The following is a 20201-nucleotide window of genomic DNA, read 5'->3' as shown; positions in this document are numbered from 1 at the left end:
ACGCCCGGCGCCTGCCTTGCCCGCTACTGCACCACTACCCGCCGCACCACCGAGGCTCCAGCCGCGGAAAGGTGCAGCTGGTACACACCAGGGGCCAGGCCGCGCACGTCCACTTCGCCGACAAGGGGCTGCCCAGACGCGCCGGTCAGCTGCTGGCGGCGCACCGCTTGGCCCAGCGAGTTGATGAGGCGCAAGGGCACACCGGCGGCCTTGGCCCCGCCCGGCAGCGGCAGCTCCACCCGGAAACTACTCGAAGCCGGGTTGGGGTACACTTGCAACTGGGTGGCCAGCGCCTGGGCCGGGCTGGTGGCCGTCACGGTGGTGGGGCGCAGCTCCAGCGTGAAGCGGCCGGGGGCAGCAGCACTGCTCGTAGTGAAGGCATAGCTGGTGCCGGCGGCCAGGGCCGTGCGGGTGCCCGTCAGCGCATCAACCAGCGTGAGGGCGCCAGGAGCAAAATTGGCCAGTTGCGCGGCCGTGAGCACGTAGGCGCCGGGCTGGGGCACGGTGAGCACCAACGGCACCGTGGCCGGGGCCGTCAGCACGGGCAGGGCATTGATGGCCAGCTGCTCGCCAGCAGCTACCGAAGCCAGGTTGAGCCCACTAGGGTTCTGCATCTTATCGGCATCGAAGGCGGCGTCTACCCCGGCCGTGGCGCCGGCTTCCAGGTACAGGTACGTTTCGTCGGTTACGGCTGGGGCAGCGGCTCCGGCCAGGGTAAGGCGCAAGCGCGGGCGGGCGTCCGCGTTGCGCTGCACGGTGGCCGCGTTGGCGCTGGCGAAGTCGTTAATCCGGGCGCTGAGCGGCAGGACGAAGGGCACCCCGGCGGTAGACAGCGAGCGCACAAAGAAGGCCTGGCCCAGCGGAATGGTGGCGCCCGCGCCGCCCACGCCGTTCACGTAGGCGCGGTACTGGCCGGCGTATTGGCTGGTACTCACGAAAACGTATACGGCGCCGCTCATGCCGGCGGGCACGGGCACGGCGTCCCAGTTGAGGGCCGAGGGGAAGGGGTTGCCCACCAAATGCCAGCCGGCGGTGGGCGTAGCGGCCCCGAACAGCGTGGTGATAATGTCCTCGTTGTTGCGCGTGAGTTGACCGGTGATGGCCAGGGTTTGGCCCGCGGCAATGTTTACGGCGTAGCCTTGGGTGCGGCGCGGGGCCAGCGTCACGCCTGGAGACTGAACGGGCGGCACCACCCAGCCTTTGTCAAATTCCGAGTAGCTGGTGGCCGGCGAGCTGGGAATGCGCAGCTGGTCGTAGGCAAACACGTTGGGGAAGGGCGTCACCAAGTCGGGCCGGGCGCTGCCGTTGTAGGTCTGGTTGAACACCGGCGCGAAAGTCGGGGCGCTCACGTTGGTAAACGTCCCGTTGTCAAACGGCAGCCCCAGGTGCCGGTAGCCCAGGCCGGGGTTCACCGCAGGGTCCAGGTAGCGCTGCAACGTGAAGGCCGCGCTGAGCGCACCGGCGCCGGGCGTTACCAGCGCGGTGCCAGCCGGGCCCGACAGCAGCGTGAGGGCCTGGCCACTGTTGTTGAGGGTGCCGCTGGTGGGCGTGAGCTTCTGGCTGATGCGCAGGGCATTGGTCATGGTGAGGGCGCTGGCGGCGGGCACGGCCACTTCCAGCTCGCGCACCTGGGCGGGCAGGCCGGTACCGGTGGCTTGGCTGCCGGTGCCTTCGTAGGCATAGCCAGCGTCGGTGCTAAAAGTGCGGCTGCCGGTGTTGCGGATGGCTCCGGTGGGGCCGCTGGCCGAAATGCCGGCCACGTCGCAAATGCGCAGCGCGGCGCCGGCCTGCAAGTCGAAATTGCCGGGCCCGTCCACCACGAAGCAGTTGGTGTTGAGGGCGCCCGCGGGCTGGCCGGCCACGGTGCGCACCGTGAGGGTGCCGTACACGGTGATGTTGCCGCTGAGCAGGGCCGTGCCACTGTTCACGGTGATGTCCTGGTAAGAACCAGCCACTACAGTGGTGGGCGTGTTGATGACCAAGCTGGGGAAGCCCGGGGCCACCACCGGCACGAGCAGCGGCCGCAGAAAGGCTCGGATGTCGCGGTACGTCGTGTCGGCGTAGGCGGCCGAGTTCGGGCTGCCGGTGTTGGCGCTTTGCACCGGGTACTGCGGTATGTGAGGCGCCCGGCTGAAGCGGCGCAGCACGTTTGGCACCCCCACCGCCGAGGCGCGCGGGTTTAATAAGCCGCTGCCAAACACGTACTTGGGCGGCAGGCCCGCTCCTACCCGGCCTTTGAAGTAGGGCACCACGGCATCGGAGGTGCCGTGGGCGCTGTAGAGTGGCGCGTTGCCGGCTTCGATGATGCTGGTCGGGTTGGTGGCGCCGCTCAAGTTGAGCACAGCCAAGGGAAAACTATTAAAGCCGGCGCTACCGCTGTTGCCCTCAATGCCGCCCAGGGCAGCGAGGTTCACGTCGGTCGTCACTTCGCTGGCTTTATCGAGGTAGCCCACTTGCAAGGCCATGAAGCCGCCCGCCGAGGCCCCGCCCACAACAATTCGTTCGGGGCTCACGCGGTAAGTGTTGGTGGTGGCCGCGTCGCTGCGGAAAAAGCGCACGGCCGCCCGCATGTCCTGCATGGCCTGAATGGCAGCCCGGCTCACGCCAGTGGTATCGCCGGGCGCAAACAAAATGAAGGGGTTGAGCCGATAATCGATGCTGGCCGTGACGTAGCCCAGCCGGGCAAACTGCGTGCACACCGCCGTCATGTACGCGTCGGTGCGCGTGCCCCGCACGAAGCCGCCTTCGTGGGCGAAGATGATGACCGGTCGCTGGGTCGCCACGTCGCCGGTGGGCTGGTACACGTCCATCAGCAGATTCTGAGCCCCAAAAGCGCCTACCGCCGAGCCGTAGACCACGCCCGAACTCACGGTCACGTTTGGAAAGATGGGCTGGAAAAACCGGCCGCCCGTGGTGTCAATGGGCGTTTGCGCCGCGGCGCTTTGCCACAGGCCAAGCAGCAGGAAGCCCAGGAAGAGTAAAGTAGATTTCATAAGGTCTGAAGGGTAAGCATGAAAGTAATAAGCGTGTGGGCTTGACGTAGAAACGCCCCCTCAGGTTCGGCTTGAGGCCGGGCCCGAATCGGGGCCCGCTGAGCGCAGCGGCGTGGCTCCGAAGGTACTGCTTGCGTTATTTGCAACCGCTTTGTGCCTCTTCCCTATGCCCGTTCAGTTTCCTCCCGCCTTGCAACCCGGCCAGCGCGTGGCCATTGTGAGCCCCGCCCGCAAAATCTCGGCCGCCGAGCTGGCGCCCGCCGTTGCCACGCTTGAAAGCTGGGGCCTGGAAGTGGTGCTGGGCGAAAGCATCGCCGGCGACCACCACCAGTTCGCCGGCCCCGACGACCTGCGCCGCGCCGACTTCCAGCGCCAGCTCGACGACCCCAGCATTCGGGCCATTCTGTGCGCCCGGGGCGGCTACGGCACCGCCCGCATCGTGGACGGGCTGGACTTCACCGCCTTCGCCCAGCAGCCCAAGTGGGTGGCCGGCTTCTCCGATATCACGGTGCTCAACTCCCACCTGCTGGCCCTGGGCCACGCCAGCATCCACGGCGTCATGCCGGTGCTGTTTCACCAAGAGGGCGGCGAGCTGGCCCTCGAAACCCTTCGCCGGGCGTTGTTTGGCGAAACTTTCCAGCCCATTGCCGTGCCCGCTCACCCGCTCAACCGACCCGGCACGGCCACGGGCGCGCTGGTGGGCGGCAACCTGAGCCTGCTCCAGACCATCACCGGCACGCCGTCGCAGGCCAGCTTCGCGGGCCGCATCCTGTTCCTGGAGGACCTCGACGAATACCTCTACCACATCGACCGCATGCTGCTGCATTTGCACCGCAGCGGCCAGCTGGCGGGCCTGGCCGGACTGGTGGTGGGCCACTTCTCACAGATGCGCGACAACACCATTCCGTTCGGCGTGACGGCTGAGGGAATTATCGACCGGTATGCCCAGATGTATGACTTTCCAGTAGGTTACGGCTTTCCCATCGGCCACGAAGCCGACAACTTGACGCTGGTGGTGGGCCAGGAAGTGACGCTGACGGTGAATGACGCGGGTGCTCGGCTAACGGCCTAACTAGATGGCGCGGGGTCGTATCCGGTAGGTGTGTCCCGTGCCGGTTATTGGCGAGCCTCCAGCCTGCGAGGGTAGAACGACGCGGCTGTGCATCGTGCAACGCTGGCCGGCCGCAGGCCCGACACCTTCATTGATGAAATAAGGCGCCTGGTAGCCCATTGTATGGCTGCGCCCCCCTCTGTCACTCTTTTTCCTTCAGGGGGCAGACCACCGGGATGAGATGCCTCGGGGTTGTCGAAGCCATTAACCCAACAGGGACAACGGCTTCTAGAGTTTTAGCAAGATTGAATTGGCAAGAGTTGACGTCGGATTATACCTAAATCAAGGTATTGTATAATCATATCCGGCTTTCTTATTTTTGACAATAGCACATAACTGGTCTCAGCCTGCTGCTAATCAAGCTATTCAGGGCTGGGTGCTCTTTTCCTGCCAAAGCATTGCGAGAAATGAAAAAAACCTCTACTCTACTCCCGACGTGCCCGAGCTGGCATTGTTTCTTGCGCGACGTGCGGGTCCTCGTATTGGCTTCGCTGCTGAGTGCAGTGCCACTAGGGTCGCTGCGAGCCCAGTCCACTATCATTAATGGCCCCGCGGGCTCGGGGCTATTCGGCAGCAGCATAACCGTGCTGCCGAACGGCAACTTCGTGGTGACCGACCCGGGCTTTGATAACGGCACGACCTTGAACGTGGGCGCGGTGTACCTCTACAACGGAAACACGAATGCCCTTATCAGCACCTTGGTTGGCACAAAGACCAACGACCAAGTGGGCAGCGGTGGTGCCGTAGCCCTTGCCAACGGCAACTATGTGGTGTGCAGCCCTAGCTGGAACAACGTCTCTGCCGCCAACGCGGGCGCCGTGACCTGGGCTAGCGGCACAACGGGAATAACGGGAGCGGTGAGCGCCGCCAATTCCCTGGTCGGAACCTTGAATTTCGACCAAGTGGGCGGCTTCGCTGATGAGGCCATCACCGTTTTGACCAATGGCAACTACGTGGTGAGGAGCACTTCTTGGAACAATGGGGCTATAACTGACGCCGGGGCCGTGACCTGGGGCAACGGCACGGCCGGCGTGAGCGGGCCCGTGAGCGTTGCCAATTCCTTAGTGGGCACCACGGCCAACGACAACGTGGGCAGCAATGTCACTTCCCTCCCCAATGGCAATTACGTAGTGGGAAGCAGTAACTGGGATAATGGGGCCGTGGCCAACGTAGGGGCCGTGACCTGGGGCGATGGCGCGACTGGGATAACGGGAGTGGTGAGCGCCGCCAACTCCTTGGTGGGGACCACGGCCGGCGACCAAGTGGGCAGTAGTGCCGGCGTCACAGCCTTCGTAGACAGCAACTATTTGGTGCGTAGCTTTTTCTGGGATAACGGGCCCCTCACCGATGCGGGCGCTGTAACTCTAGGTATTGGAACCGGGGGCACAACAGGCTTTATTACGGGCTGCAACAGCGTTGTGGGCAGCACCAGCTTCCAGAGCAACTCCTTCGACGCATACAATACCACCACTGCCGCGCTCATGGTAGGGGTTCCAACTGAAAACAAGGTAGTAATCGGCGTAGGGGCCCCGCCCGCACCCGTAGGGGCGGCTACCCAAACGGTGCCTGCCGCTGCCACCGTGGCTTCTTTGCAAGCCACCGGCACAGCCGTGCAGTGGTACGCGGCGGCCAGCGGCGGCACGCCCTTGCCCACCACTACGCCTCTCGTTGACGGCAGCACCTACTACGCCAGCCAGACCGTGGGCGGCTGCGAAAGCCTCACCCGTTTGGCCGTGACCGTCAACGCCCCGCCATTGCCCGTAGAATTGACTGCTTTCACTGCAACGGCCCAGGGCGACGCCGCGGTGCGCTTGGCCTGGGCCACGGCCTCGGAAAAAAACAGCGCTACGTTTGAGGTAGAGCGCAGTGCCGACGGCACAGCCTTTGCCCGCATTGGCGCAGTGGCTGCCGCCGGCTACAGCAGTGCTTCGCGCACCTACGAGTTGCTAGATGCCAGGCTGCCCACCGGCGCTGTTCTGCTCTACTACCGCCTGCGCCAAGTGGACCAAGACGGGACAGCCAGCTATTCACCCGTGCGCACCGTGGCCCTTACTGGAAAATCCGGGCTGGCCCTGTATCCTAATCCGACCCGCTTGCGCGTGGCCACACTCGCAGGCGCAGTGCATGGCACAACAGTTACGGTGTTTGATGCGCTGGGCCGCCCAGTGGCTACCGCCCCGGCCAATGCTGCAGGTACGGCGGCACTTGTGCTACCGCAGGGCGCAACGGCGGGCGTGTACGTGGTGCGCGCCGGAACTACCGCCCTACGGCTTGCCGTAGAATAAGACTATAGCGCCACTGCTGACGCAAAGGGAAGCGAACAGCCTAGTCCACGTACAGGGCCTGCAGCACCGTCTGGCCGGTGGCCTTGAGGCTCTTGCGGTCGATGATGCTCATGTTGTCCTGGGTGGCGTGGTGGTAGGCGGGGAAGTAATCGCCGCCGTTGCCGTTGTGGTGGTAGATGTCGATGGTGGGAATGCCCGCCTGGTTGGTGTACACGTGGTCGTCGGTGATGCCGCCGGTGTCTTGGTACCGGAAGAAGTCGGAGTAGCCGAGTCGGGCCGCCACGTTCCAAATTTTGTCGAGGGCGAAAGCGGCTTTGGCGCGCGAGATTTCTTCGCGGGTGAAAGTGGCCCCTTTGGCGCCCACCATGTCGAGCAGCACACCATACTCGGCCTTGTAGTTTTTGGGAATCAGGTTTTTGGCCCAATACTGCGAGCCCAGGCACCAGGAGTCGGTGCCGCTGCCTTCCAGCATGTCTTTCACGTCCGCCTGCGTGGTGTCGTCATGGCCCCAGTCTTCGGCATCGAACAGGATGAAGTCGACGCCCACGTTGGGCGCCAGGCTGTCGGGCTGCTGGCTGAGCACGCGGGCCATTTCCAGGGCCACGGCCACGGCGCTGGCGCCGTCGGAGGCGCCGTCCATAGGGGCGTTTTTCTTGGTCTTGTCGTTGTCGGCAAAGGGGCGGGTGTCCCAGTGGCCGAAGATGGCCACGCGGCGGGCCGCTTGGGGCTGGTATTGGGCCACGATGTTGCGCGCCTTGATGTAGGTGCCGTCAAAAGTCATGGCCTCGAAGGGCTGCTCCATCACCTTCAGGCCGTAGCTTTTGAATTTCTTCACCAGCCAGTTGCCAGTGGCTTTGTGGGCCTTGGAGTTGGGCACGCGCGGCCCAAACGCCACTTGCTTGGCCGTGAACGCATAAGCCGAGTCGGCGTTGAACACCGGGGCCTTGGGCAGCGGGGCTTCGGCGGGCGCGGCCGGGGCATCGGTGGTCGCAGTCTCGGTGTTTTTTTTGTCGGGGCAGCCCGTGAGGACGAGCAGGCCAGCGAGGGCAATAAGGGGGAAGCGGAGGGTGCGGAAGTTCATGCGGCGAATAAGACGAGCGGACGGTGAACCTCACGAGACCCCTCCGGGCAAGCGTCCCTTTCCGTGGTGCGGGGGAGCCTGACGATTGTTGCTGTTTTAACTGATAGATAACGGCGAGCGCCGAAAGTTTATTCTTCGCTGTAGGCCCACTCCACGCCGGCCTTGGTGTCCTTTATCACGATGCCCTGGTCTTTGAGGGCGGCCCGAATGAGGTCCACTTTGTCGTAGGCCTTGTCGGCTTTGGCTTCGGAATAAAAGCTGAGCGTGAGGTTGAGCAGCTGCTCGGCGTTAGCGCGGGGCTCGTCTTGCAGGCCCAGTATGTCGCTCACTACCGTGCGGTAGGTATCGACGGCTTCCGTAAGGGCCACCGCCGATACCTCGGCCAGCGCCGTGGGCGTGGTGGCGAGGGTGTTGAACTTGCGCAGCAGGTTAAACAGGCTGGCAATGCTCCGCGCGGTGTTCAGGTCGTCGTTGAGGCCCGTGAACACGTCGGCGGTGAGTTTACGCAGGTCGGCGTCGCCGGGCAGGGCATCGCCTTCGCTGGTGGGCACCAGCTTGTCGAGCAGGCGCAGGCCGTTCATCAGCTTGCGGTAGCCTTTGCGAGCGGCTTGCAGGGCGTCGTCGCTCACGTCCACGGGCGAGCGGTAGTGGGCTTGCAGCAAGAAGAAGCGCACTACCATGGGCGAATAACCCTGCGCGAGCGGGCCGGTGGGCCCGCTGAACATGTCGCCGAGCAGCACGAAGTTGCCCAGGCTCTTGCTCATCTTGGTGCCGTTCACGGTAATCATGTTGTTGTGCATCCACACCCGCGACTCGTCGGTGCCGGTGTCGCTGGCTTGGCACTGCGCAATCTCGCATTCGTGGTGCGGAAACATCAGGTCCAAGCCGCCGCCGTGGATGTCGGACAGGTTGCCGAGGTACTTGCGGCTCATGGCCGAGCACTCCAAGTGCCAACCGGGAAAGCCGTCGCCCCAGGGCGAAGGCCAGCGCATGATGTGCTCGGGGGCCGCTTTTTTCCAGAGGGCAAAATCCAACGGGCTGCGCTTCTCGTCTTGGCCGGCCAGGGTGTCGCGGGTGCCGCCCAGCTGGTCTTCGATGCTACGGTTCGACAGCTTGCCGTACCGGTGGGCTTCGTTGTATTTGGGCACGTCAAAATACACCGAGCCGTTGACTTCGTAGCCAAAGCCGTTGGCGATGATTTCTTCAATCATGCGCACCTGCTCGGTGATGTGGCCGCTGGCCTGGGGTTCGATGTCGGGTGGCAAGCAGCCCAGGGCCAGCATGTGCTGGCGGTAGCGGTTGGCGTAGTGCTGGGCCACCTGCATGGGCTCGATGCGGGCCGCCCGGGCGGCTTTCTCCATCTTGTCTTCGCCGGTGTCGGCGTCGTTTTCGAGGTGGCCGACGTCGGTGATGTTGCGCACGTAGCGCACTTGGTAGTTCAGGTGACGCAGGTAGCGCGTCAGCACGTCAAACACTACCGGGCCGCGGGCGTTGCCCAGGTGAGCTTCGCTATAGACGGTGGGCCCGCACAAATACACCCCCACTTGGGGCGCGTGCACGGGTTGAAATTCCTCTTTCTTGCGGGTAAGCGTATTATAAAGCGAGAGCGACATGGCGCAAAGGTAGCGGGCGACTGAACGATAAGCTCTTTTCTACAACGCGAGGCGCCGCTGCAGGTTCAACGGCGCAACTCATACAGGGCCTCAAGCGGGAAATGGTCGCTACAGGTTATTTCCCGGTGCACGCGGCAGCCCCGCACTTCCCACTGCGGGCCGGCAAACTGCTGGTCGATGCGCAGCAGCGGCAGCCGGCCGTTGTAGGTGGCCCCAATGCCCAGGCCCGTGGTGGCCCAGGCGTTTTGCAGGTGGTCGGCCAGGCGGTCGTAGGTGTAGGAATACGGCAGGTCGTTGAGGTCGCCGGCCAGCAGCACGGGGTAGGGCGAGCGGGCCACGTGGGCCAGCACGGTATCGATTTGGGTGCCGCGGGCCACGGCGCCGTTGCGGAAACGCCGCAGCAGGTTGGGGGCTTTTCGGCGCAGGCCCGCGCGGCTTTCGGTGGCGGCGGCAATGTCGGCGTCCTGCATGCTCATGCTTTGCAGGTGCAGGTTGAACACGCGGATGGTGTCGGGCCGGCCGCCGGCGCGGGCGGCGGGGCGGGCCAGGTCGGCCCACATGGCGTGATTTTGCGAGAGGCGACTAAAGAAGATGGAGCCGCGCCGCACAATGGGAAACCGCGAAAAAATGGCCAGCCCAAACTCGGCGCCAATGCGGTTGGTGAGGCTCACCGACACGAAGGCGTGACGCCCGCTGCCCTTGCCCAAGTACTTCTCGGTGCGAAAAACGTCCTTGTCCTCGGCCGAACCGCCGGGCTCGTTGTAATACTCCTGCAGGCAGAGCACGTCGGCCGGGCTGGCCGCCAGCCAGTTGATAAACCCAGTGGACGACGCGAAGTCAGGGTCGCGCAATTGGGCGTACACGTTGAAAATGCGCACATTGGCCGAGAGCAGGGACACTTCGTTGGCATGAGGAGTGAAGAAGGAAGAACGAGGAGTTTTTGCTGTGCTCAATTTCTCGTCCTTTGTTCCTAATTCTTCATTGAGCGGAGCGTGCAGGGCCAACCCGCGCAATACGTGCGGCCACGTGAGCGCCAGCGCGACGATGGGCAGCGCCGCTACCCGCCAGTTGCGCCGCAGCCAGTACAAGGCCAGCAGGGCCGTGAGCAGCAGCGCCACTGGCGTGGTGAGGGCCCCAAACACCACCGGCCAAAAGGCAGCGGCGGGTACCTGCTGGCAGCCAATGGCCACGAAGAGCCACAGCAGGGTGAGCAAGGTTACTTTAAAGGCAAAAGAGCGGCGCACAACACGAGCAAGAAGGACTGCAAAGGTAGCGGCCCAGGCAGCAAGGGCCCGGAAAGCGGCTTAAGAATCTGCGTACGCACCGGTCGGTAGCGCGGCCGTGCCCGGCAGGCACTGTGTCGTTCGCGTCCACGAGCGATGCCCAAACGCTTTGCTACTGGCGTGGGAACGCGAACGTCAAAAGTCTCGCTACGGAGCCTTGCCACTGCGTCCAGCCAGACTGCTTTCGCCCAAAAACACGACACTGCATGCCACCTTCGTGCGTCGAATCAAATCAATACCACAGGGCGGCATAAGCTTGCACGAATTTTGCGCAAGCTCAGTTTTGGCGGAAGCTGTTTTAGGGCGTTGCCCTCAATCAGCACAGCGCCTTCCTTGTTCACTCCTTTTCGCCTTTGGCGTATACATGGCCCTACTTTTCCACAGCATCTATTCCCGTTTTCTGTTTCTATTTCCACTGCTAGCATCGGCCTTGCCCGCGGCGGCTGTTTCGGCCGAGCCCGGCGCGCCCAGCCTGGAGTTTGTGCCGAACAAAGGCCAGTGGGACCGCCGGGTGCGCTACGAAGCCGCGCTGCCGGCCGGCCGGCTCTACGTGCAAGCCAACGCCCTGACCTACTCCTTTCTAGACCCGGCCCTTTTCAGCCATCACCGCGAGGCGGGCAACAAAAACACCGTCCCCGCGCAGGACAAGCCCGTGGCTGGCCACGCCTACACGGTCCACTTCGAGCGAGCCAACGCCCGGCCCCGCCTAACCGCCGAAACGCCCACCACCACCGGCGAGCGCAACTACTTTGTGGGCAACGACCCCGAGCGCTGGGTCAGCCACGTGGGCGCCTTCCGGCGGTTGCGCTACGAGGAGCTGTGGCCCGGCATTGGGCTGACCTTGTATGAAAACCGCGGCCAGCACCTGGAATACGACGTGCTGCTGGCGCCCCGCGCCAACCCCGCCCGCGTGGCCCTGCGCTACGACGGCGCCTCCAGCGTGGCCCTGGACGCGGCCGGCAACCTCGTCATCAAAACCACCGTGGGCACCACCACCGAGCTGGCGCCCAAAGCCTGGCAGACGGACGCGGCCGGCCGCAGGCAGCCCGTGCCCTGCCGCTACGTGCTCACGGGCACCACCGTCACTTTCGCGCTGGGCACCTACGACCACGCCCGCGCCCTCACCATCGACCCCACCGTGCAGTTCTCCACCCTGACCGGCTCGACGGCCGACAACTGGGGCTTCACGGCCACTTACGACAACGCGGGCAACCTGTACTCGGGCGGCATTGCCTTCGACACGGGCGGGTCTTTTCCGGCCAGCCCCGGCGCTTTTCGCACCAGCTTCAGCAGCGTGGTCGACATGGCCATCATCAAGTACAACACCGCCGTGAGCGGGCCGGCGGCGCGGGTGTGGGCCACCTACCTGGGCGGCAACAACGCCGACTTTCCCCACAGCCTGGTGGTGAACGGGCAAAACGAGCTGGTGGTGCTGGGGAGCACGTCGAGCAACAATTACCCCACGTCGGGTACGGCCGTGCAGCGCACGTTTGGCGGCGGCTCTGCCCTCGACCCCTTCCGCTCGGGCACGCGCATGGGCACCGAGATGTATAAAATGCCCAACGGCTCGGACCTGGTCGTTAGCCGCCTCAACACGACGGGCAGCACTTTGCAGGCCAGCACCTACCTGGGCGGCGCCGGCAACGACGGCGTGGTGGGCCAGCCCGCGGCCATCGGGGCCAACTACGGCGACGCTTTTCGCAGCGACGTGCTGCTGGATGGCGACGGTAACGTGTACATCGCCGCGGCCAGCAGCTCGGCCACTTTTCCGGGCACGGCCCAGGGCTTCAACCCCACCAACCGCGGCGGGGCGGCCGACGCCGTGGTCTGCAAACTAACCGCCAACCTGAACGCCGTGGTGTGGGCCAGCTTTTTGGGCGGCAGCGGCGCCGACGCGGCCTACTCGATACAGCGCGACAACCAGGGGCGCGTGTACGTGTCGGGCGGTACCACTTCCACCACCAACTTCCCGACCACCCCGGGCGCCTACCGCACCTCCTTTCAGGGTGGCTCTACCGACGGGTTTGCCGTGCGCATCAGCCCCGACGGGCGCACGTTGGAGCGGGCCACCTACGTGGGCAGCAACGGCTACGACCAAGCGTATTTTCTGCAGCTCGATGTGACCGGCAATGTGTACCTGCTGGGCCAAACGCTGGGGCAGCTGCCCATCACGCCGGGCCTCTACGGCAGCGCCATTGGCACGCAGTTCATCCAGAAGCTGAACCCCGACCTTACCGTTAGCATCTATAATACTGCCTTCGGTAACCGCGGCGGGGCCAAGGGCGGGCCCAACCTGGTGCCCACCGCCTTTCTGGTCGACGACTGCGAGCGGGTGTACATCAGCGGCTGGGGCGGCGAAGACAACAACCTCGACCCCGCCTGGCTGGGCGGCGACACCAACGGCCTGCCCACCACCGCCAACGCCGTGCAGCGCAGCACCGACGGCAGCGATTTTTATCTGGCCCAGTTCAAGGCCGGCATGACCGACCTGGAGTACGGCACCTTTTTCGGCCAGCAGGGCGGCCCGCCCGAGCACGTGGACGGCGGCACCTCGCGCTTCGATAAGCGCGGCATTGTGTACCAGGCGGTGTGCGCCACTTGCGGGGGCTCGCAGGGCTTCCCGGTGCCCGCGGGCGCGGGCAACTTCACCACCCGCAACGGCAGCAGCAACTGCAACAACGGCGCCTTCAAGATGAACTTCGAAATCATTCAGGCCGACCCCGGCCCGCGGCGGGCGTTGTGCGTGAACGACGGGCCGGTGACGTTGGCCGGTGCGCCGGCCGGCGGGGTGTGGTCGGGGCCGGGCGTGCAGGCCGTGGCGGGCGGGGGCTACCGCTTCGTGCCCACGGCGGTGGGCGCCGGGCAGTACTTTCTAAATTATACGGTGGCGGCTACGGGCACCTGCCAGAGCACCCGCACCGTGCGCTACGTGGTGGCGCCCACGGTGGTGCCCGTGCTGGCGCCGGTGCCGCCGCAGTGCACCAGCCTCACGGGCGGGGTGGCGCTGACGGGCACGCCGGCGGGCGGTACGTTCAGCGGGCCGGGCGTGGCGGGGGGGCGCTTCAACCCGGCCACGGCGGGCGTGGGCACCCACACGCTGGTGTATGCCGTGTCGGACTCGTTGGGTTGCGGCGTGACCACCCGGCAGGTGGTGGTGACGCGCCCGCCCACCATTGTGCCGGGCCGCGACTCCACCCTGTGCGCCGACTTGCGCCAGCCGTTCCAGCTGCGCGGCTTCTCGCCGGCGGGCGGCGTTTGGAGCGGCACGGGCGTCACGGCCGGGGGCTTTTTCACCCCGCCGAACACCAACAACCGGGGCGGCATTTTCCCCCTCACCTACACCGTGACGGAGGGCCCGTGCCAGGTAAGCGCCGTGCGGACGGTGACCTTGGCCCCCGCCTCGGCGCTGGACGTGGGCCTGAACCTGCCGGTGTGCGCCGCCGCGCCGCAGTACGCCGGCCTGGCGCCTTTCGAAACCACGCTCACGCCCGTGCTGATTGCGCCCGGCGCCACGTACCGCTGGGACTTTGGCGACGGCAGCGCCCCCAGCGACCTGGCCACGCCCACCCACGTTTATGCGAAGCCCGGCTTCTACACCATCACTCTCACGGCGCGGTACGCCAACTGCGTGGTGCAAACGGGGTTTGCGCCCCTGGAAGTGGGCGAGGTGTTTGTGCCGAATATCATTACGCCCAATGGCGACGACAAGAACCAAACGTTCCAGCCGCGCTTTTCCTGCGCCGCGGCGTCGCTGGAAGTGTTTTCGCGCTGGGGCCAGCGCGTGTACCAGACCGACGACTACCGCAACAACTGGGACGCCAGCGGCTTGGCCAACGGCATTTACTACTACCTGCTGCGCGACGCCAACGACCGCCGCGTGAAAGGCTGGGTGGAAGTGCGCCGGTAGCGGGAAATTAGCTAAATCCCGCGCGCCGTATTTTCTTTGTATTCGAGTAAAAGCCTCAGGATGATGGAAGTTTATTTGCTTCATCTTGAGGCTTTTCTTAATTATTTCAAGCTACTATTTTGTCCGCTAGCTGCTATATGAAACTACCCTTACTTACTGCTATTGTCTCGCTGCTGCTCCACCCCGCAGCGGCCCAACCCCGCCTGCAGAGCCCGCCCCCGGCCGATGCGACGCTGGAATTTATTGAGAACAAGGGCCAGTGGAACGAGCACGTGCGCTACGCCGCGCCCTTACCCGGCGGCCGGCTGTTTGCCGAAACCACCGGGCTCACGTTTGCCCTGCTGGCCGATGGCGGGCCGGCCCAGCACCATCACGGCGGCAAAACCAATGCGGCGGGAGAGGGCCCCATCAAGGGACACGCCCTGACCTTGCGTTTTGACGGCGCGGCCCTGGCCACCATCACGGCCCAGACGCCCACGGCTGAGCACCGCAACTACTTCCTGGGCAACGATGCCCGGCGCTGGGCGCACGACGTCCGCAGCTTCCGCGAGCTGCGCTACGGCGGCCTGTGGCCGGGGGTGAGTGCGCGCGTGTATGAAAACGACACGCAGCAACTGGAGTATGATTTTGAAGTGGAGGCCGGGGCCAACGCAGCGGCCATTGCCCTGCGGCACGACGGCGCCACCGGCCTCGACCTCGACGCGGCGGGCAACCTGCTGGTGCGCACCAGCGTGGGCACCCTCACCGAACGCGCCCCCAAAGCCTGGCAAACGGACGCCGCCGGCCGCCGCCAGCCGGTGGCCTGCCGCTACGTGCTGGCCGGCCCGGTGGTCCGGTTTGCGCTGGGCGCTTACGACGCGGCCCGGCCCCTGACCATCGACCCCGTGGTGGTGTTTGCCACGTATTCGGGCTCGACGGCCGACAACTGGGGCTTCACGGCCACTTACGACGAGTCGGGCAACCTGTACGCGGGCGGCATTGCCTTCGACCCCGGCTACCCGACCACGCTGGGGGCTTTCCAGACGGCGTTTAGCAATTTGATTGACATCGCCATTACGAAGTACAACACCGGTGCGAACGGGCCGGCGGCGCGGGTATGGGCGACTTACCTGGGCGGCAACAACGCCGACTTTCCGCACAGCTTGGTAGTTAATAGCCTAGGCGAGCTGGTGGTGCTGGGCTCGTCCGGCTCGGGTGATTACCCCATCACGGCCAACGCTTTGCAACGCATTTTTGCGCGGGGCACGGCCACCGAGCCCCTCGGTTCGCCGGCGCCTTACAACGCGCCCAACGGCTCGGACTTGGTGGTTACCCGCCTAAATACCACGGGCACGGGACTGCTGGGCTCCACCTACCTGGGCGGCAGCGGCAACGATGGCCTGCTGCCGCTGGCAAGCGGCAACTCGCCCTTCGGCACGGCGCTGCAGCTGCCCCACAACTACGGCGACCCCTTCCGCGGCGACGTTCAGGTGGACGCGGCCAACAACGTGTACATCGCCTCGCACACCACCTCCACCGACTTTCCCATGGCCCGGGGGTTTCAAAGCCAGTACCGCGGGGGCACTTCCGACGCCGTGGTGGTGAAGCTGACGCCCAACCTCCAGAGCCTGGTGTGGGGCAGCTACCTGGGCGGCACGGGGGCCGACGGGGCGTACTCCATCCAGGTGGAGCCCGCTAGCGGCGACGTGTACGTGGCCGGCGGCACCACCAGCAACAGCCTGCCCGGCACCGCTGGCGCCTACCTGGCCGCCCAGCCCGGCAACGTGGACGGCTTTGCGGCGCGCATTGCCGCCAACGGCACCAGCTTGGTGCGCACCACCTACGTGGGCACGCCGGCCTACGACCAAGCGTATTTTCTGCAGCTGGGCACCGACGGCGGGGTGTACCTGCTGGGCCAAACCCTCGGCACCTTTGCGCGCACGCCCGGCCTGTTTAGCACGACCAACGGCACGCTTTTCATTCAAAAGCTCAACGCGACGCTGACCCAGAGCCTGCTCTCCACGGCCTTCGGCAGCACCGATGCCGTGAACCTGGGCCTGGCGAGCATCGACCCCACCGCCTTCCTCGTCGACCGCTGCGACCGGGTGTACGTGGGCGGCTGGGGCGGCAGCAACAACGGCGCGGGCACCACCCTGGGCTACCTCGCGGGCAACGGCACCACCACCCGCCTGCCCACCACCACCGACGCGGCCCAGCAAACCACCGACGGCAGCGACTTTTACCTGGCCCAGTTTTCGGCGGGGCTCACTTCCCTGACCTACGGCACCTACTACGGCCAGCAGGGCGGCACGGGCGAGCACGTGGACGGCGGCACTTCCCGCTTCGACCCGCGCGGCATTGTGTACCAGGCGGTGTGCTCTTGTTTTTCCACCACCGGCTTCCCCATTCCGCCGGGCGCCAACACGTACTCCACCACCAACGGCAGCGGCAACGGTTCGGCTGCGCGCTGCAACAACGCGTCGTTCGTGTTCAACTTCCAGCCCGGCATTGCCAACGCGGGCGCCGACCAGGCGGTGTGCGCCACGGCGGGGCCGCAGGCGCTGGTGGGCAGCCCGGCGGGCGGGCTGTGGGCCGGGCCGGGGGTGAGCGGCAGCGTGGCCACGGGCTTCGTCTTCACGCCCTCCACGGCCCTGGTCGGCGTTCAAACGCTGACTTATACCTTCGTCAGCACGGGCTTGTGCACCACCACCGATACCCGGCAGGTGGCCGTGGGCGTGCCTCCGGGGGCCGTCGCCATCACGCCGCTACTGCTACCCACGTACTGCACGCCCCCGGCCGGCAGCCCAGCCCTTCCGCCCGTGCCACTTACCGCCACGCCGGCGGGAGGCGTTTTCTCCGGGCCGGGGGTGAGCGGCAGCGTGGCCACGGGCTTTGTGTTCACGCCGGGCGCGGCTTCGGGCACCGTGCAAGTGGTGTACACGCTCAACGCCGACGGCTGCGTGGTGCAAGGCATCCGCACGGTGACCATCGCGCCCGGTATCACGGCCGGACCAGACCAAACCGTGTGCGCCACGGCGGGGCCGCAGGCGCTGGCGGGCAGCCCGGCGGGTGGGCTGTGGGCCGGGCCGGGGGTGAGCGGCAGCGTGGCCACGGGTTTCGTCTTCACGCCCTCCACCGCGCTGATTGGCTTGCAGACCCTCACGTATAGCAGTGCCGGGCCGTCGAACTGCAACACGGCCACCCGCCGCGTGACGGTCACGGCCCCGCCCACGCTCGCCTTTGCGGCCTTGCCCGCAGCGGGGTATTGCTTGCCCGTGGCCGGAGCGCCGGCCTTGCCCGCGGTGCGCCTCACGGCCACGCCGGCCGGCGGCACGTTCAGCGGGCCCAGCGTGAGCGGCAATTTGGCCGGCGGGTACTTCTTCTCGCCGGGCATTGGCGCGGGCACCTACCAGCTGGTGTATTCGCTGAATTCGAATGGGTGCCAATTGCAAACCAGCCAATCGGTGACGGTAACCAGCCCTTTCACCGCCCTCGTGGCGGCCGACACGGTGCTGTGCCCCGGCAGCCGGCAGCCGTTTGCCTTGCGGGGCAGCCCGGCGGGCGGGGTGTTCACCGGGCCGGGGGTGAGCGGCAGCGCTGCCGCAGGCTTCTTCTTTACCCCGCCAGCGGGCTTTGTGGGCGCTGTCAGCCTGACCTATTCGGTGACGCGGGGCGCCTGCACTAGCACGGCGGCGCGGCGCGTATCGGTGGCCGTGCCCCCCGTGGCTACGGCTACGTGGGCGCCAGTGGCTTGCCCAGAAATTCGGTTGGCGCCGCTTGCGGTGCAATTCCGGGTGGCGGGTGCCGGCAATTCGGTGCCGGCCCCGGCGCTGCTCTGGGATTTAGGCGACGGCAGCATGTCCACCGAGGCCAGCCCAACCCATACGTACACCACGCCGGGCACCTACCAGCCGCGGCTGCTGGTGGGCTACAACCAAAACCGCTGCAACATTGAAGTGCCCGTCGCGCCCATCGAGGTGAAGACGCGCAAACTGCCCAACATCATTACCCCCAACGGCGACGCCCTAAACCAGACTTTCCGCCTCGGTCCCGACTGCACCCCGCGCTTCCAGGTGTTCTCGCGCTGGGGCCAGCTGGTGTTTGAGTCGGCCGCGTACCACGACGAGTGGGCCGCACAAGGCCAACCCAGCGGCGTGTACTACTACCTGCTCACCTACGCCGACGGAAAGCGCGTGAAAGGCTGGGTGGAAGTGGTTAGGTAGAACGCTGCGCTTGATGAGGGATAGGGAGAGAATAAGAGATGGGGATAAGGGAGTGTCATTGCGAGCGCAGCGCGGCAATCCGTCCTGTTCTCAGTAACGCCCTTTATAATGTGACAAGCCCTACCGGGTACGACCCCAGCACTGCGCAATGCCGGGGTCGTACCCGGTAGGGCTCTGTATGTTGAGTTAGTCGCAACCTCAGGCTGGTCGCTGAGCGAGGACGGGTTGCTGCGCTGCGCTCGCAATGACACTCCCTATCTCACACCCCTTATTCCCTTAATCATCCATTGCACGTCGGCCCAACCGGGCAAAACGTCGGCCCCGGTGGCCCCGGTGGCGTGCCGGAAGTGCCAGAACAGGTACGCCACGCTGGCGGTGTAAGAAGCCGTCATGCCCAAGGCCGCGCCCACCATGCCCAGGTAGGGCACCAGCAGCAGGCTCACCGGCACGGTCACGGCCAGGCCCAGCAGGGCGGCCCGGTTGTTTACGCGGTAGTTGGCGGTGCCGCTGAAATACCCGCTGAATTGCATGCCGGCCCCGTTGATGAGAATGCCCGGCGCCAGGGCCAGAATGACGCCGTGCGCCGCGCCGAACTCAGGACCAAAAACAGCTGCCAGCCAAGTGGCCGGCACGGCCGCCAGCGCCAGCACGGCCGCTGCCGTCGCCAGCAGGGTCAGCCGGCCGTTGCGCAACGCCGCGTGGGCATGGCCGGGCTTGTCGGCGGCATTGACCAAGGCCACGTAGTGCATGAGCGCCGTGCTGCGCGGAATCAGCCAGATGGCCTCGGCCAGCGCCACCCCCACCGACAGCACGCCCAGCGCCTTGGCGCTGGCCAGATACGCCACGGCGTAGTAGCCAAAGCGGTAATTGGCGAAGGTGAGCAGGTTGGACAGGTGGGCGCCCCGGCTGTGCCGCGCCAGCTCGCGGGCCACGGCCCGGCGGCGGGCCCGGCTGGGAGTGGCCGCGCGGCGCCGAGCATCGGGGAGCCGCAGCAACAGCGCCGTACTGATGAGCCAGGGCAGACCGTAGGCCACGTAGTTGGCGTAGTAATAAGCCGTGACCGTAGCCCACCCGAACGGCCCAAAAGCCAGGGCCAGGGAAACCGCCAACAGCGCCGCCTGAGCCGTAGTAAGGCCGTTGTAAGTCCGCTCGCGCTGCCGCCCCAGCAGCAAAAACACGTTCACCGACAGCAGCACCTGCACCAGCGTGACGCCCCCCAAATGCAACACGTACGCCAGGCTCACGGGCCGTAGCAGGCCCACCGCGCCGGCGCCCAGCACGCTCACCACCAGAGCCCAACCGTAGGCCGGCAGCAGCAGGTGCCACACGTTGCGGCGCGGCACCAGATATATCAGCGACGAACCGCCCAGCAGCCCTGTCAGCAACACCAGCCCCGACATGTCGGTAAAAAACAGGCTCACCTCCCCGCGGCCCGCGGCCCCCAGGTACCGCGCCGTGAGCCACACCACCGCAAAGCTCAGCCCCGCCGTGAGAACCCGTGCCGCGAAGTGCTGAAGGATGCGTTTTATCATGCTCAAGGTTGGAACGCCAAACTTACGCGAAACCCCAGCCGTACCGCCTAGCGTTGAGTGCGGGAATTGGCCCTGTGACTGGTTAGCGCCAGCTCGTAAAAAGGCCGTCCTGCTGAGCGTGGCTGAAACGTTTTATGGGCGCCTCATTTCCAATCTCCTTGGGGAGAGGGGGAGGCCGACAAAAAGTAGCGTGG

9 protein-coding genes are annotated in these 20201 nt (G+C 65.8%); 4 read left to right on the top strand and 5 right to left on the bottom strand.

Annotated features, from left to right (window positions below):
• Positions 1-23 precede the first annotated feature (23 nt).
• Entirely contained in the window at positions 24-2993 is a 2970-nt protein-coding gene (locus VF629_RS25405) for an alpha/beta hydrolase fold domain-containing protein (RefSeq protein ID WP_331061326.1), read from the bottom strand.
• Positions 2994-3159: 166 nt separating this feature from the next.
• Between VF629_RS25405 and VF629_RS25400 the strand changes: the two genes are divergently transcribed.
• Both VF629_RS25400 and VF629_RS25395 read left to right on the top strand, forming a co-directional pair.
• Entirely contained in the window at positions 3160-4065 is a 906-nt protein-coding gene (locus tag VF629_RS25400; RefSeq protein WP_331061325.1) for an LD-carboxypeptidase, read from the top strand.
• A 506-nt stretch (positions 4066-4571) separates the two neighbouring features.
• Entirely contained in the window at positions 4572-6389 is a 1818-nt protein-coding gene (locus tag VF629_RS25395) for a T9SS type A sorting domain-containing protein (protein WP_331061324.1), read from the top strand.
• Positions 6390-6429: 40 nt separating this feature from the next.
• Here the strand turns inward: VF629_RS25395 and VF629_RS25390 are convergent, their stop codons facing one another.
• From VF629_RS25390 to VF629_RS25380, 3 genes are all read right to left on the bottom strand, one after another.
• A complete protein-coding gene (locus tag VF629_RS25390) occupies positions 6430-7470 on the bottom strand; it encodes a M28 family peptidase (RefSeq protein ID WP_331061323.1) in 1041 nt (346 codons plus the stop codon).
• A gap of 128 nt (positions 7471-7598) precedes the next feature.
• Complete coding sequence (cysS, locus tag VF629_RS25385; protein ID WP_331061322.1) at positions 7599-9083, bottom strand: cysteine--tRNA ligase; 1485 nt, start codon at positions 9081-9083, stop codon at positions 7599-7601.
• A gap of 65 nt (positions 9084-9148) precedes the next feature.
• Positions 9149-10327, bottom strand: coding sequence for an endonuclease/exonuclease/phosphatase family protein (locus VF629_RS25380; protein ID WP_331061321.1), 1179 nt, complete (start codon positions 10325-10327; stop codon positions 9149-9151).
• Positions 10328-10730: 403 nt separating this feature from the next.
• Here VF629_RS25380 and VF629_RS25375 point away from each other — a divergent pair, with 403 nt between their 5' ends.
• Positions 10731-14273: a gliding motility-associated C-terminal domain-containing protein gene (locus VF629_RS25375; RefSeq protein ID WP_331061320.1), complete on the top strand. Its 3543-nt coding sequence runs from the start codon at positions 10731-10733 to the stop codon at positions 14271-14273.
• A gap of 137 nt (positions 14274-14410) precedes the next feature.
• Positions 14411-18475 carry a gliding motility-associated C-terminal domain-containing protein gene (locus VF629_RS25370; RefSeq protein ID WP_331061319.1) on the top strand — a complete coding sequence of 1355 codons (4065 nt, stop codon included), beginning with the start codon at positions 14411-14413 and terminating at the stop codon, positions 18473-18475.
• A 254-nt stretch (positions 18476-18729) separates the two neighbouring features.
• Here the strand turns inward: VF629_RS25370 and VF629_RS25365 are convergent, their stop codons facing one another.
• The gene (locus VF629_RS25365) at positions 18730-20007 is read right to left on the bottom strand and encodes a lipopolysaccharide biosynthesis protein (protein WP_331061318.1); all 1278 of its coding nucleotides are present in this window, start codon (positions 20005-20007) and stop codon (positions 18730-18732) included.
• Positions 20008-20201 lie beyond the last annotated feature (194 nt).

Origin of the sequence: Hymenobacter sp. (genome assembly GCF_036388155.1) — a bacterium.
Taxonomy (GTDB): Bacteria; Bacteroidota; Bacteroidia; order Cytophagales; family Hymenobacteraceae; genus Hymenobacter.
Note: the sequence above shows the minus strand (reverse complement) of the source record. Positions and strands in the feature narration are given on the sequence as shown.

What these genes read in the sequence shown, in the direction of transcription:
- VF629_RS25405 (WP_331061326.1), bottom strand. Translation starts at nt 2,993, where the DNA reads ATGAAATCTACTTTACTCTTCCTGGGCTTCCTGCTGCTTGGCCTGTGG.
- VF629_RS25400 (WP_331061325.1), top strand. Translation starts at nt 3,160, where the DNA reads ATGCCCGTTCAGTTTCCTCCCGCCTTGCAACCCGGCCAGCGCGTGGCC.
- VF629_RS25390 (WP_331061323.1), bottom strand. Translation starts at nt 7,470, where the DNA reads ATGAACTTCCGCACCCTCCGCTTCCCCCTTATTGCCCTCGCTGGCCTG.
- cysS (WP_331061322.1), bottom strand. Translation starts at nt 9,083, where the DNA reads ATGTCGCTCTCGCTTTATAATACGCTTACCCGCAAGAAAGAGGAATTT.
- VF629_RS25375 (WP_331061320.1), top strand. Translation starts at nt 10,731, where the DNA reads ATGGCCCTACTTTTCCACAGCATCTATTCCCGTTTTCTGTTTCTATTT.
- VF629_RS25370 (WP_331061319.1), top strand. Translation starts at nt 14,411, where the DNA reads ATGAAACTACCCTTACTTACTGCTATTGTCTCGCTGCTGCTCCACCCC.
- VF629_RS25365 (WP_331061318.1), bottom strand. Translation starts at nt 20,007, where the DNA reads ATGATAAAACGCATCCTTCAGCACTTCGCGGCACGGGTTCTCACGGCG.